Raw genomic sequence first — 13,513 nt, 5'->3', positions numbered from 1 at the left:
TACCCGAGGAGGTCCGTACCCGATGACCGTGACCGGACCGGTCGATCTCAACGCCGACCTGGGCGAGGGCTTCGGCCGCTGGCGACTGACCGACGACGAGGGGCTGCTGTCCGTCGTCACCAGCGCCAATGTGGCCTGCGGCTTCCACGCCGGGGACGCGGCCACCATGCGCCGGGTGTGCGAACTGGCCGCCGCGCGCGGGGTGACCATCGGCGCCCAGGTCTCCTACCGCGACCTCGCCGGTTTCGGCAGGCGCGCGATGGACGTGCCGTCCGCCGAGCTGGCGGCCGAAGTCGCCTACCAGATCGGCGCGTTGGAGGTGTTCGCGCGGGCGGCGGGCGCCCGCGTGGCCTACGTCAAGCCGCACGGCGCGCTCTACAACCGGGTCGTACGGGACGAGGAGCAGGCCCGCGCGGTGGTCGACGGGGTACTCCTGGCCGGCGCCCGGCTGCCGGTGCTGGGCCTGCCCGGCTCGCGCCTGCTGGAGGCGGCCGGGAAGGCGGGCCTCCGCGCCGTCCCGGAGGCGTTCGCGGACCGCGCGTACACCGACGAGGGCACCCTCGTCCCGCGTGACCGGGAGGGTGCCGTGGTCAGCGACCCGGAGGCGGTGGTGGAACGCTCGCTGGACCTCGCCCGCTCCGGCGAGGTGACCGCGCTCTCCGGCGCCCGCATCCGGGTCCGGGCCCGCTCCCTGTGCCTGCACGGCGACACCCCCGGCGCGGTCGGCCTGGCCCGGCGGGTCCGCACCCGGCTGGCCTCGGCGGGCGTACCGGTGGAGGCGTTCGCGTGAGGGCGCTGCCGGTGGGCGCGCACGCCCTGCTGGTGGAGGCCGCCTCCGCCGAGCAGGCGCGGGCCCTGCACGCGGAGCTGCTGCGGAGGCGGGCGGCGGGCTCGCTGTCCGCACGCGAGATCGTCCCGGCGGCCCGTACGGTCCTGCTGGACGGCGTGGACGACCCGGTACGCCGGGCCGCCGAACTGACCGCCGCCGAGCCTCCGCCCGCTCCCGAGGCCACCTCCGCCCCGGTCGAACTCCCGGTCCGCTACGACGGTCCCGACCTCGCGGAGGTCGCCGCGCACTGGGGGGTGTCCGTGGGCGAGGTCGCCGCGATCCACGCGGACACGGAGTTCACGGTGGCCTTCTGCGGCTTCGCCCCCGGCTTCGGTTACCTCACCGGCCTGCCGGAGCACCGGTACGTGCCGCGCCGGTCCACCCCGCGTACGGCGGTCCCGGCCGGGTCGGTCGCGCTGGCCGGGCCGTACACCGGGGTGTACCCGCGCTCGTCGCCGGGCGGCTGGCAGTTGATCGGCCGTACGGACGCCGTGCTGTGGGACACCGCGCGGGAACCGGCCGCCCTGCTGGCGCCGGGCACGCGGGTGCGCTTCACCCCGGTGGGGGTCGCGTGACGGACCGTGCGCTGATGGTGGTGCGGGCGGGTGCGCTGACGACCGTGCAGGACCGGGGGCGGCCCGGCCACGCCCACCTCGGTGTCCCCCGTTCCGGCGCCCTCGACCCGCCCGCCGCCGCGCTCGTCAACCGGCTTGTCGGCAACTCCCCGGACGCGGCCGTACTGGAGACGACGCTCGACGGCTGTGCCGTACGGGCCCGTTCGGCGGTCACCGTCGCGGTGGGCGGGGCGCCCTGCGCGGTGACGGTGGGCGGCCGCCCGGCCCCGTGGGGGGCGCCGGTCCGGGTGGCGGCGGGCGACGTGCTGGAGGTGGGGGCAGCGGTGGCGGGGGTGCGGTCGTACGTCGCGGTCTCGGGCGGGGTCGCGGTGGAGCCGGCGCTCGGCAGCCGGGCCACGGACCTGTTGTCGGGCCTCGGCCCACCGCCGCTCACCGACGGCATCGTGCTCCCGCTCGGCCCGCCGACGACCGCTCCGGCCCGCCTCGACACCGCCCCGCAGCCGGCGCCCCCGGCCGAACTGGTGCTCCGGGTGACGCTGGGCCCGCGCGAGGACTGGTTCACCGCGCAGGCCCTCAGAGACCTGACGACCCGTACGTACCGCGTCTCCCCCGCCAGCAACCGCATCGGCCTGCGCACGGAGGGTCCCACGCTGGAACGGGCCCGGTCGGGCGAACTCCCCAGCGAGGGAATGGTGTTGGGGGCGATCCAGGTACCGCCGGACGGCCTGCCCCTGATCTTCCTGGCCGACCATCCGACGACCGGCGGCTACCCGGTCCCGGCGGTGGTCCACCCGGCGGACCTGCCGGGCGCGGCCCAGGCGAGGCCGGGGACTCCCCTGCGCTTCGTGCCCGTACACCGCTGAAGGGGGCCCGCCGGTGATCCGGCGGGCCCGTGCTCACAGGGTCTGCGGGTCCTGTTCGAAGCGGCTGCGGACCGCCGTCTGGACCTCGTCCTCCTCGGCGGGATCGGCGGCCAGGCGGCGGAGGCGTTCGACGACGCGGGCGTCGCCGGTCTCGGCATGGCGCGCGGCCAGTTCGCGGGTGGTCTCCTCGCAGTCCCACAGGCACTCGACGGCGAACCCGGCGGCGAAGGAGGGGTCGGTGGCCGCGAGCGCGCGGGCCGCGCGGCCGCGCAGATGGGAGGAAGCCGTCTCCCGGTAGACGTGGCGCAGTACGGGCGCAGCGCAGGCGATGCCCAGACGTCCGGCGCCGTCGACCAGGGTCCACAGGGTCGGCGCGTCGGGCCCTTCGCCCCGTACGGCCTCGCGCAGGGCGCCGAGGACGAGGTCGCTGTCCTTCGCGCCGCCCCGGCAGGCGAGGACGCGCCCGGCGGCGGCGCCGAGCGCGTCGGGCCGCTGGGCCCAGCGGCGGGCGCGGTCGACGGCGGCCGGGGTGCGCATCCGCTCGAAGGCGTCGAGCGCGGCGTCCACCACCACCCCCGGCCCGTCCGCGACGGCGGCCTCGACCAGGTCGAGCGTCTCGGGGGCCCCGCTGTCGGCGAGGTAGCGCAGGGCCGTGCAGCGGGCGCCGTCGGTGCCGGACCGGGCGGCGGCCAGGATCTCCGGCCGGTCCTCGGGCGCGGCGACGGCGACCAGACAGCGGGCGGCGGGGACATGGAGGGCGGCGCCGCGCTCGAGGCCCTGCTGGGCCCAGTCGAATACGGCGCCCACGCTCCAGCCGGGTCGGGGCCCGGTGGGCCGCATCTGCTGCTGCCATCGGTCGAAGCTGCCGGCCTCGCGGGCGGCCCGCACGCGGGTGGAGACTGCCTCGCGCGGGTCGTCGGCCCACAGGCGCCACGGCCGCGGTTCGAAGGCGTCGCGTACGGCGGTGGCGAGTTCGGCCTCGCCGGCCGGGTCGGTGCCGAAGCGGGCCAGAACGGGGACGGCGAGGGCGCGCAGGCCCGCGTCGTCGTCGCGCAGGGCCAGCTCGTCCAGTGCCCAGGCCCAGTTGGCGCCCTGGGCGGCATACCGGCGCAGCAGGGCGAGCGCGTCGAGCCTGCCGTAGGAGGCGAGGTGGCCGAGGACGGCGAGGGCGAGCCCGGTGCGGGACTCGTCGGTGTCGAGGGCGTCCTCGGCGTCGAGGAGGTGGGCCTCGATGGCGTCCAGGCCGCCGTTCAGGTCGAGGTAGAGGCGCGCGTAGTAGAGGGAGCGGTTCTCCACCTGCCAGTCGTGGCGGGGATCGTGGAGGACGCAGTGGTCGAGGGCCTGGAGCGCCTCGGCGCGGGGGGCGGTGAGCGCGTGCAGGGTGCCGTCGCCCCGGCCCCGCTGGAGCAGGCCGAGCAGGGTACCGCTGGGCGCTATGACCGGATCGAACATGGGAAACAGCCTCACATCAAGCGTCGACGCAACCGGGGGTCACTCATCACCTGGCCGCGTGACACAACGTCGGAGCGCCCGCCGTCTCTTGCTTGCTGCTGCCCATTTCTCTCTGCCTCTCGTCGGGGCCCCTTGCGGGCCGCTTCACGGCCCGCGTGGTGCGGCATCTCCCGCCCGGCCATCACGTCCGTGAATCACGTCGTCATGATGACCCGCGGTTTGTGCCGCCGCGACCGTATTTACGGCGGTCCCCCTCCGCCTCCCCCCGTTGATCTCCTGCCCCCGAAGGGGCCGGTTGCCGAAGTGTCAGTGCGCGCCGAACAGTTCCAGTAGTTCGATCTTGCCGAACATGCGGGCGGTGTCGATGGCCGAGGGCGTGCCCGCGGCCGGGTCGGCGCCGCCGTCGAGCAGCGCCTGGATGACCGCCGTCTCGCCCTTGAACACGGCTCCGGCGAGCGGGGTCTGTCCCCGGTCGTTGACCCGGTCCGCGTCGGCGCCGCGCCGGAGCAGCGCCCGGACCGCGTCGGCGTGCCCGTGGTACGCGGCGAGCATCACGAGGCAGTCGCCGCGGTCGTTGGTGAGTCCGACCGGGACGCCCGCGTCGACGTAGGCCACCAGTTCCTCGGTCCGGCCCTGCCGGGCCAGGTCGAAGATCTTGGTCGCCAGCTCCACGACCTGCGGGTCGGGGGCTTCGCTCATCGGCCGGACCGCCTCTCATGACTTCCGTTCGGGTGAATCGCCAGCGTACTGGCTCGCGCACCGGCGCGGGCGCTCTGCCCGGCCGGGTGACCGACGGTTCCACCACCCGTGGGAAAAACGCCGAATTTCACCTACTTGCACCTTTTATCGTATGGATACATCCTGTGATCCTGGAAGTACTCATGGTGACTGTCCCCCCTTCGACACCAGGAGGCCCCAAATGATCCTCTCCATGTCCGGCGTGGTCCTGCTCGGCATCATCGTCTTCCTGTTCTTCCGCAAGGACGGGCTCAAGGGTTCGCACGCCGTCGTCTCGGCGCTGTTCGGCTTCTACCTGGCGAGCACGGCCATCGCGCCCAGCATCAAGGCGGGCGGCGAGAGCCTGGCGAGCCTCCTCGGCGGCATCAAGTTCTGACCGCGCCCCTCCCCCGAGGCCACGCGGACCGGCGGGTCCCGTCCGAGGGGGAGTCTCCCCACGCCCGTACCCACCTCCAGGAGACAGCAGTGGCCCGGCGCCCACTCCCCCGCATTCTGAGCAAGGACAGCGCGCAGCTCGCCCGCACCCAGCTCGCCCGGAGCCGGGAGCTGGCCCGGACGGCGGCCGACAGCGCCACGGACGTCCTCCACCCGCTGATCACCATCTCGCGCGGCCTGCGCCGGCTGGCCCTGGCCGGCCGGGCCAAGGTGGCGGCCACCCCGAAGGACAAGCGGGGCCCACTGCTGTTCCTGGCGGCCGCCGTGGTCATGGCCGTCGCGCTGATGCCGTACGGCCCGCTGCTGGCCGCCGTGTCCCTGATGGTCGCGGCGGCCTGGTACGGGCGCGACCACGCCCCGGCCGCGCCCGAAGGCCCCGACCCCGCCCAGGCCGAACGGCTCCAGTCGCTGTACGAGGCGCTGGTGCCGTGCTTCTCCACCGCCGACGACCCGGCCCCGCTGTACGCGTACGGCGGCGCGTGGGACGCGGTCCTCACGGAGCACGAGTTCGACGAGGGCGGCCGGCTGGAGCGCGTCGTCATCCGCTACCCGGCGTACTTCCCGGACGGTGACCCGGAGTCCCGCGCGCGGGTCGAGCGGCTGCTGACCGCGAAGGCGGGGCGCGGCCGGGAGTACCGCTTCGCCTGGGAGGAGGAGGGCAACCGGCTCACGCTGAGCGTCCTCGCCGCCCTGCCCACCGGCATCACCGCCCAGCACTTCGTCACCGCGCCGGGCGAGACGGTGCTCGGCTTCACCGACCCCGACGAGGTCCAGCGCACCCTCCCGCTCTCCTACGGCGAGGAGCGGTGCGACGTGCCGCCGGTGGTCTGGCGTACCGGCAGCCGCTCGCCGGAGCCGCATCTGCTGGTCATGGGCCAGCCCGGCAGCGGCACGTCCACCCTGGTGCGCTCCATCGCCCTCCAGGCGCTGCGGCACGGCGACGTGATGATCGTCGACGGCGGCGGCACCGGCGAGTACTCCTGCCTGATCGGCCGGGCGGGCGTGCTGGCCGTGGAGTGCGCGCCGGCCGGGGCGGTGGCCGGGCTGGAGTGGGCCGCGCAGGAGACCGAGCGGCGGCTCCTCGCGGTCAACCAGGCCCGGCAGGCGGGCGGTCCGCCGCCGGAGGACACCACGCGTCCCCTGTGGGTCCTCCTGGACCGCCCGACCGTCTTCACCCACCTCGCGGAGGCGGAGCACCGCACCGACCCGCAGGCCCTGCTCCAGGTCCCGCTGCGGCACGGGCGGGCGGCGGGGGTGACGGTCGTGGTGGCCGAGCAGTTCGACAGCGCGGACACCCTGAGCGAGGCGATCGGCCAGCACACCCGCGCCCGGGTGGTCCTGGGCCCGGCCTCCCCTCAGCAGGTCGCCGCCTTCCTGGGCGCCCCGCCGCCCACCACCCCGCCGGACCGGACCCCGCCCGGCCGCGGCTACGCCCGCCTCGGCTCCGGCCCGGTCCACCGCCTCCAGGTTCCGGCCACCCCGGACCCCTACGACGAGGCGACCCCGGAACCGGAGCGCCAGGCGGTACTGTCCCTGCTGCCCGAGCGCGTCACCCCGGCGGAACCGGAGCCGACCCGCTCGATGGAGGTCGTCTCCCCCGCCGAACCGGCGGACGCCGTCCCGGCGGACCGGGCCTGACCCCGTACACACGAACGTGCCCGCTCCAACCCTCGGAGCGGGCACGTGCGTGTGTACGGGGGGAGCCTCTGAGGCCGCGCGAGACCCGGGTCGAGCCGGACGTACCGGAGCCGCCGGCGCCGGCGCGAGAGCCGCGCGGACGGTCCGGCCCGACGAGGGCGGCCCCTCCCGGAGGGTCACGCCACGAACGCCCCCGACGCCTCCCCGCCCCCGCTGGCCCCCGACTCCACCAGCCGCGCGGCCGACGCCAGCCGGGCCGCCGCCTCGTCGGCGACCGCGCCCCCGACCGTGAAGGGCAGCCGCAGGTATCCCTCGAAGGCGCCGTCGACGCCGAAGCGGGGGCCGGAGGGGACACGGACACCGACCCGCTCGCCCATCTCGGCGAGGCGGGAGCCGGAGAGGCCGCCGGTGCGGACCCAGAGGGTGAGGCCGCCGGACGGCACCTCGTACTCCCAGTCGGGCAGCTCGCGTCGGAGGGCGGCGAGCAGGTCGTCCCGGTTGTCGCGGGCCTGGGAGCGGCGGAGCGCCACGGCCTGCTCCCAGCCACCGCTGGTGAACAGCCAGTGCACGGCGAGCTGTTCGAGGACCGGGGTGCCGAGGTCGGCGTATGCGCGCGCGGCGACCAGGCTGCGGATGACGTCCGGGGCGGCCCGCACCCAGCCGATGCGCATCCCGGCCCAGAACGCCTTGCTGGCCGAGCCGACGGTGATGACGGTCGAACCGGCCGGGTCGAAGCCGCACATCGGGCGGGGCATGTTCCGGCCCAGCTCCTCCTCGAACCACAACTCGCTCATCGTCTCGTCGGCGACCAGCACCGTCCCGGCCGCGCGGGCCGCGTCCACGAGCCGGCGCCGCTGGTCCTCGTCGGCCAGCGCCCCCGTCGGGTTGTGGAAGTCGGCGACGACGTAGGCGAGCCGGGGCGCGGCCTCGCGCAGCACCTGGCGCCAGCGGTCGAGGTCCCAGCCGCTGAGCCCCTCGGCCATGGCGACCGGGACGAGCCGGGCGCCCGCCTCCCGCATGAGCTGGAGGATGTTGGCGTAGGACGGCGACTCGACGGCGATCCGCTCGCCCCGGCCGGCGAAGAGATGGCAGATGGCGTCGATGGCGCCCATCGCACCGGTGGTCACCATGATCTGCTCGGGCATGGTGGGGATGCCCCGCGTGGTGTACCGCTCGGCGATCATCTCGCGGAGCGCGGGCAGCCCGGCCGGGTAGTCGCCGTGGGTGTGGGCGTAGGGCGGGAGGTCCTCCAGCGCGCCGGAGACGGCGCGGGTGAGCCAGGGCTCGGGCGCGGGGAGGGCGGCGCAGCCCAGGTCGATCATGGAGCCGAGCGCCTCGGGCGGCAGGGGCTCCAGTCCGCGCGCGGGCAGCGGGTTGCCCGCCGGGACGGCCGTCCAACTGCCCGCCCCGCGCCGGGACTCCAGGAACCCCTCGGTGCGCAGGGTCTCGTACGCGGCGGCGACGGTGGTGCGGCTGACGGAGAGGGCGAGGGCCAGCTCGCGTTCGGCGGGCAGCCGGGCGGCCACGGGGACACGGCCCTCCAGGACGAGCAGCCGGATGCCGTCGGCCAGCGCGCGGTAGGCGGGCGGGCGGCGCGTGCCGGGGCCACCGGGCCGGTCCTGCTGGGAGTTGAGGAGCCGGGCGAGCTGAGCGGCGCCCACCGCAGAGGTCCAATGTGCCATGAAGATCAGTCCACCTTCCCCGGATTGGCCATGGATGGCTCTCCGTCCCAAGCCACAGAGTGGCACGAGTCAGGCCACTGTCACCACCCCAGGGGGGTATTCCATGTCCACTCCGGCCCGTCTCGCCCGCCGCCTGTTCCAGCTCTACGCCGGTCTCGCGCTGTACGGGGCGAGTTCGGCGCTGCTCGTCCGCTCGGGCCTCGGCCTGGAGCCGTGGAACGTGCTGCACCAGGGGCTCGCCGCCCGTACCGGCCTCAGCATGGGCGTGGTCCTGACCCTGCTCGGCGCGGCTCTGCTGCTGCTGTGGATTCCGCTGCGCCAGCGTCCCGGCCTGGGCACGGTCTCCAATGTGCTGGTGATCGGCTTCGCCATGGACGCCGTCCTGTCCGTGCTGCCCGGCGCGCACGGCATGGCCGCGCGGATCGCGCTGCTGGTCTCCGGGGTCGTGCTCAACGGCGCGGCGACCGGCCTGTACATCGCGGCGGACTTCGGCCCCGGCCCGCGCGACGGCCTGATGACCGGCCTGCACCGGCGCACCGGCCGCTCGATCCGGCTGATCCGCACCTGCGTGGAGGTCACCGTGGTGGCGACCGGCTTCGCCCTCGGCGGCACGGTCGGCATCGGCACCGTGCTGTACGCGCTGGCGATCGGCCCGCTCGCCCAGTTCTTCCTGCGTCTCTTCGCGCTGCGCCCGGCGCCCGTGCCGAGCAGGGTGGTTGCCACCCACGCGCCGGAGCGCGCGATACTGCGCCGGTGACCGAGCCGATACGCCACCCGTACCTGGACCATCCCGGCCCCATTCCCTTCGCCCACCGGGGCGGGGCGGCGGAGGGGGTGGAGAACACCGTGGCACAGTTCCACCGGGCGGTCGCGCTGGGCTACCGCTACATCGAGACCGACGTCCACCTCACCGCGGACGGCACGCTGGTCGCCTTCCACGACGACTCCCTGGACCGCGTCACCGACGGCACCGGCCGCATCGCCGACCTGCCGTGGGCGGAGGTCCAGCAGGCGCGCGTGGGCGGCCGGGAGCCCGTACCGCTCTTCGCGGAGCTGCTGGAGACGTTCCCCGAGGTCCGCTGGAACGTGGACGTGAAGGCGGAGGCGGCCCTGCTGCCCTTCCTGGAGCTGGTCGGGCGGACGGACGCCTGGGACCGCGTCTGCCTGGGCTCCTTCTCCGAGGCGCGGGTACGCCGGGCGCAGCGGCTGGCGGGGCCGAGGCTGGCCACCTCGTTCGGCACCCTGGGCGTACTGGGGCTGCGGCTGCGCTCCTGGGGGCTGCCCGCCCCGGTGCGCGGCTCGGCCGTGGCGGCACAGGTGCCGGAGGTCCAGTCGGGCATCCCGGTGGCCGACGGGCGCTTCGTGCGGGCGGCGCACGCGCGCGGGCTCCAGGTGCACGTGTGGACGGTCAACGAACCCGAGCGGATGCACCGGCTCCTGGATCTGGGGGTCGATGGCATCATGACCGATCACATCGACACGTTGCGCGAGGTCATGGAGGACCGCGGCGTCTGGGTCTGACCGGGCCCCGCGACGCCTCCCCCGCCTTGGCACGGCACTGCGGCGGGGAAGCGAGGGGCGCGGGGTGGGTATCGACACCGTGCGGGCGGGGGCGCCCGACGAGACGGCGGGTTCACGGCACGAGCAACGCGGCTGGTACTGGTACGACTGGGCGTGCTCGGTCTACTCCACGAGCGTCCTCACCGTGTTCCTCGGCCCGTATCTGACCGCCGTGGCCCGGCACGCGGCCGACGCCGACGGCTATGTGCACCCGCTCGGGGTGCCGGTGCGCGCGGGCTCGTTCTTCGCCTACACGGTCTCCCTGTCCGTGATCGTCGCGGTGCTGGTGATGCCCCTGGTGGGAAGCCTCGCCGACCGCACGGGCCGCAAGAAGCCGCTGCTGGCGGCGGCCGCGTACACCGGGGCGGCCGCGACCACGGGCATGTTCTTCCTGGACGGCGACCGGTATCTGCTCGGCGGCCTGCTGCTGGTGGTGGCCAACGCGGCGCAGTCGGTCGGGATGATGCTGTACAACTCCTACCTGCCGCAGATCGCCCCGCCCGCCGAACGCGACCGGGTCTCCTCGCGCGGCTGGGCTTTCGGCTACGCGGCCGGCTCCCTGATGCTGGTCGTCAACCTGGTGCTGTACATGGCCCACGACTCCTTCGGGCTCTCCGAGACGGCGGCCGTGCGGGTGTGCCTGGCCTCGGCCGGGCTGTGGTGGGGCGCCTTCGCACTGATCCCGCTGCGCCGGCTGCGCGACCGGCACGCGCGCGTGGCGGCCGCCGCCCCGACCGGCCTGCGCCAACTGGCGGCGACGGTGAAGGACATGCGCCGCCATCCCCGCACCCTGGCCTTCCTGCTGGCCTACCTCGTCTACAACGACGGCATCCAGACGGTGATCACCCAGGCGTCGGTGTACGGCTCCGAGGAGCTGGGCCTGGAGCAGTCCACGCTGATCGGCGCGGTCCTGCTGGTGCAGGTGCTGGCGGTCGCGGGCGCCCTGGCGATGGGCCGGCTGGCGCGGGCCTACGGCGCCCAGCGCACGATCCTCGGCTCCCTGGTGGCGTGGACGTTCACTCTGGCCGCCGGGTACTTCCTGCCCGCCGGGGCGCCGGTGTTCTTCTACGTGCTGGCGGCCGCGATCGGTCTGGTGCTCGGCGGCAGCCAGGCGCTGTCCCGCTCGCTGTTCTCCCACCTCATCCCGCCGGGCAAGGAAGCCGAGTACTTCTCCGCGTACGAGATGAGCGACCGGGGCATGAGCTGGCTCGGCCCGCTGCTGTTCGGGGTGACCTACCAGCTCACCGGGAGCTACCGCTCCGCGATCGTCTCCCTGGTGGCCTTCTTCGTGCTCGGCTTCGTCCTGCTGGCGCGGGTACCGGTCCGGCGTGCGATCGGCGAGGCGGGGAACCCGGTCCCCGAGAGGATTTAGCGTTCAACACGAAAGGGCGGTAGTGTACGCGTTTGGCCTGCCAGGCGTACCGTTACTGCGCGCCAAAGACAGCGAAACGCTGGGTCATATCTGCGAGCAGATGTGACAAACCGGGCGTGTGTGGGTACAACAAGGGGCGGCTACGACGGCGACGCACGACCCGGAACGGGACTCGGAACGGGAATCTTTACCGCCGACCGGACGTTGACCGGATGACGACGACAGCGACACCTGTCCTGTGGGCGACAAGCCCGGGAGGCACGATTCATGAGTGAGCGAGCTCTTCGCGGTACGCGCCTCGTGGTGACCAGCTACGAGACGGACCGCGGTATCGACCTGGCCCCGCGCCAGGCCGTGGAGTACGCATGCGAGAAGGGGCATCGTTTCGAGATGCCCTTCTCGGTCGAGGCGGAGATTCCGCCGGAGTGGGAGTGCAAGGTCTGCGGGGCCCAGGCACTCCTGGTCGACGGCGACGGCCCTGAGGAGAAGAAGGCCAAGCCCGCGCGTACCCATTGGGACATGCTGATGGAACGACGCACCCGCGAGGAACTCGAAGAGGTCCTCGAGGAGCGTCTGGCGGTCCTGCGGTCGGGCGCGATGAACATCGCGGTACACCCGCGCGACAGCCGCAAGTCCGCGTAGCCCCGAGGGGCCGCGCCGGACCTGGCGTACAGAGAACCGCGGGCGCCGTACATCATCACGATGTACGGCGCCCGCGGTTCTGTGCTGTCCGGGCCCCCGCCCCGCTCAGCGGCTCAGCGGCGGCCGGGGCTCGTCGGTGGAGTCCTCATGGCGCTCGCGGACGACTTCGCCCTGCACCACCTTGCCGTCCGGGCGGTGGATACGGGCCTGCTGGAAGGCGTCGCCGAAGGAACCCGGCGTGGCCCCGCGCAGCTTGCGGCTCATCACGTGCTCGGTGCGCCGGCGTACCAGGTTCTGCACCGGGGGCAGCAGCAGGAGCAGTCCGGCCACGTCGGAGAGCATCCCGGGGAGCATCAGCAGGAGCCCGGCGAGCATCAGCAGGCCGTTGCTGCCGCCGCCCGAGGAGGGCGCGGTGCCGCGCCGCAGCGCCTCGTCCAGGCTGCGGAAGGCGCGGCGGCCGGCCCGCTTCACCACGACCGCGCCCGCGACGAAGCTCGCGGCCAGGATCAGGAACACGGCGAGGCCCCCGGCCGCGTCCGCGACCAGGATGAGCAGCCAGATCTCCAGCACCAGCCACGCGGCCAGAGCGAGCGGCAGATACCTGCGCAGCGCCGAACGCTTGGGCCGCCCGGTCTGCGGAGGGGTGGATGCGCCAGTCGTCATGCTTCCAGTGTGCCTGGGCCCGGCTCATCGCCGCGTAAGGGGTGACTCAGCACCGCCCGCCGGGCCCGTACGGCGCTACTTGCCCTTGGCCTTGATCTTGCCGACGCGGTCGCCCACGCCCCACGCGGTGACCCGCCACAGGGCCTCCACCAGGATGTCCCGGCTCATCTTGGAGTCGCCGAACTCGCGCTCCACGAAGGTGATCGGGACCTCCACCACGTGGTACCCGGCCTTGACCGCGCGGCGGGCCAGGTCGACCTGGAAGCAGTAGCCCTGGGAGGCGACCTCCTCCAGACCGAGCCCCTGGAGCGTCTCGGCGCGGAAGGCGCGGTAGCCGCCGGTGATGTCGCGCAGCGGCAGGTCGAGGGCGATCCGGGAGTAGAGGCTGCCGCCGCGGGAGATGACCTCACGCGACCGGGGCCAGTTCACCACCCGGCCGCCGGGCACCCAGCGCGAACCGAGCACCAGGTCGGCGCCCTTGAGGGCGGTCAGCAGGCGGGGCAGCTCCTCGGGCTGGTGGGAGCCGTCGGCGTCCATCTCGACCAGCACGCCGTAGCCGTGCTCCAGGCCCCAGCGGAAGCCCGCGAGGTAGGCGGCGCCCAGGCCCTCCTTGCCCTTGCGGTGCAGCACCTGGACGTGGTCGTCCGCGACGGCCAGCTCGTCGGCCAGCTTGCCGGTGCCGTCCGGGCTGTTGTCGTCCGCCACGAGGACGTGCGCCTCGGGGACGGCCTTGCGTACCCGGCCCACGATGGTCTTGATGTTCTCCGCCTCGTTGTAGGTCGGAATGATCACCAAGGCCGTGCCGAGCGGACCGAACTGCCGCCCTCTGGCCTTGGCCGAGAGGGTCCCGTCGCCGTCGTTCACTGCTGCCCCTTCATGTCGTGCGCAGGCGTCCACCATAGTGGTCACGGCCTGCGATGACGCGGCGGCACGGGGCTCGGGCGGTGTCGGAGGCCGGTGAGCGGGGTAGGAGCGCGCCTTTCGGCGCGTTTCGCGGCTGTGCTGTGGCTTTCGCGCGGCGGAATGGGGGCCCGCGCCGCCCTTCGGGCCGACCTGGGACCCGC

14 protein-coding genes are annotated in these 13,513 nt (G+C 74.2%); 9 read left to right on the top strand and 5 right to left on the bottom strand.

Annotation, left to right across the window (positions count from 1 at the left end; translation table 11 throughout):
• Positions 1–22: 22 nt before the first annotated feature.
• From OG448_RS25820 to OG448_RS25810, 3 genes are read left to right on the top strand one after another with little or no spacing between them, the layout of a single operon-like run.
• The gene (locus OG448_RS25820; protein ID WP_405557252.1) at positions 23–790 is read left to right on the top strand and encodes a LamB/YcsF family protein; all 768 of its coding nucleotides are present in this window, start codon (positions 23–25) and stop codon (positions 788–790) included.
• Positions 787–1,404: an allophanate hydrolase subunit 1 gene (locus OG448_RS25815; RefSeq protein WP_405557251.1), complete on the top strand. Its 618-nt coding sequence runs from the start codon at positions 787–789 to the stop codon at positions 1,402–1,404. The genes OG448_RS25820 and OG448_RS25815 overlap by 4 nt, the downstream gene beginning before the upstream one ends.
• Positions 1,401–2,267: a biotin-dependent carboxyltransferase family protein gene (locus OG448_RS25810; protein WP_405557249.1), complete on the top strand. Its 867-nt coding sequence runs from the start codon at positions 1,401–1,403 to the stop codon at positions 2,265–2,267. The genes OG448_RS25815 and OG448_RS25810 overlap by 4 nt, the downstream gene beginning before the upstream one ends.
• A 33-nt stretch (positions 2,268–2,300) precedes the next feature.
• Here OG448_RS25810 and OG448_RS25805 read toward each other — a convergent pair whose 3' ends face one another.
• Positions 2,301–3,719 carry a HEAT repeat domain-containing protein gene (locus tag OG448_RS25805; RefSeq protein WP_405557247.1) on the bottom strand — a complete coding sequence of 473 codons (1,419 nt, stop codon included), beginning with the start codon at positions 3,717–3,719 and terminating at the stop codon, positions 2,301–2,303.
• 306 nt (positions 3,720–4,025) lie between these two features.
• Complete coding sequence (locus tag OG448_RS25800) at positions 4,026–4,418, bottom strand: ankyrin repeat domain-containing protein (protein WP_405557245.1); 393 nt, start codon at positions 4,416–4,418, stop codon at positions 4,026–4,028.
• A 220-nt stretch (positions 4,419–4,638) separates the two neighbouring features.
• Here OG448_RS25800 and OG448_RS25795 point away from each other — a divergent pair, with 220 nt between their 5' ends.
• Both OG448_RS25795 and OG448_RS25790 read left to right on the top strand, forming a co-directional pair.
• Positions 4,639–4,833 carry a hypothetical protein gene (locus OG448_RS25795; RefSeq protein ID WP_030810431.1) on the top strand — a complete coding sequence of 65 codons (195 nt, stop codon included), beginning with the start codon at positions 4,639–4,641 and terminating at the stop codon, positions 4,831–4,833.
• Between the two features lie 89 nt (positions 4,834–4,922).
• On the top strand, positions 4,923–6,530 hold the full coding sequence (locus OG448_RS25790) for a hypothetical protein (RefSeq protein ID WP_405557243.1): 1,608 nt from the start codon (positions 4,923–4,925) through the stop codon (positions 6,528–6,530).
• Between the two features lie 176 nt (positions 6,531–6,706).
• On the opposite strand, the gene OG448_RS25785 is transcribed toward OG448_RS25790, so the two are convergent.
• Positions 6,707–8,212: a PLP-dependent aminotransferase family protein gene (locus OG448_RS25785; RefSeq protein WP_405557241.1), complete on the bottom strand. Its 1,506-nt coding sequence runs from the start codon at positions 8,210–8,212 to the stop codon at positions 6,707–6,709.
• 103 nt (positions 8,213–8,315) lie between these two features.
• Between OG448_RS25785 and OG448_RS25780 the strand changes: the two genes are divergently transcribed.
• The 4 genes from OG448_RS25780 (at position 8,316) to OG448_RS25765 (ending at position 11,786) form a co-directional block, all read left to right on the top strand.
• Positions 8,316–8,969: a YitT family protein gene (locus OG448_RS25780; protein WP_405557239.1), complete on the top strand. Its 654-nt coding sequence runs from the start codon at positions 8,316–8,318 to the stop codon at positions 8,967–8,969.
• Positions 8,966–9,733 (top strand): glycerophosphodiester phosphodiesterase, encoded by a 768-nt coding sequence (locus OG448_RS25775; protein ID WP_405557237.1) that lies wholly within the window; start codon positions 8,966–8,968, stop codon positions 9,731–9,733. Before OG448_RS25780 ends, OG448_RS25775 begins: the two co-directional genes overlap by 4 nt.
• Positions 9,734–9,797: 64 nt before the next feature.
• On the top strand, positions 9,798–11,144 hold the full coding sequence (locus OG448_RS25770) for an MFS transporter (protein ID WP_405557235.1): 1,347 nt from the start codon (positions 9,798–9,800) through the stop codon (positions 11,142–11,144).
• Between the two features lie 267 nt (positions 11,145–11,411).
• Entirely contained in the window at positions 11,412–11,786 is a 375-nt protein-coding gene (locus tag OG448_RS25765) for an RNA polymerase-binding protein RbpA (RefSeq protein WP_003977404.1), read from the top strand.
• 105 nt (positions 11,787–11,891) lie between these two features.
• Here OG448_RS25765 and fxsA read toward each other — a convergent pair whose 3' ends face one another.
• Both fxsA and OG448_RS25755 read right to left on the bottom strand, forming a co-directional pair.
• Complete coding sequence (gene fxsA, locus OG448_RS25760) at positions 11,892–12,449, bottom strand: FxsA family membrane protein (RefSeq protein WP_405557233.1); 558 nt, start codon at positions 12,447–12,449, stop codon at positions 11,892–11,894.
• Between the two features lie 75 nt (positions 12,450–12,524).
• Complete coding sequence (locus OG448_RS25755; RefSeq protein WP_405557231.1) at positions 12,525–13,313, bottom strand: polyprenol monophosphomannose synthase; 789 nt, start codon at positions 13,311–13,313, stop codon at positions 12,525–12,527.
• Positions 13,314–13,513 lie beyond the last annotated feature (200 nt).

Origin of the sequence: Streptomyces sp. NBC_01171 (genome assembly GCF_045039805.1) — a bacterium.
In the GTDB taxonomy this organism is placed as follows: Bacteria; Actinomycetota; Actinomycetes; order Streptomycetales; family Streptomycetaceae; genus Streptomyces.
This window is presented reverse-complemented; position numbering and strand designations above follow the sequence as displayed.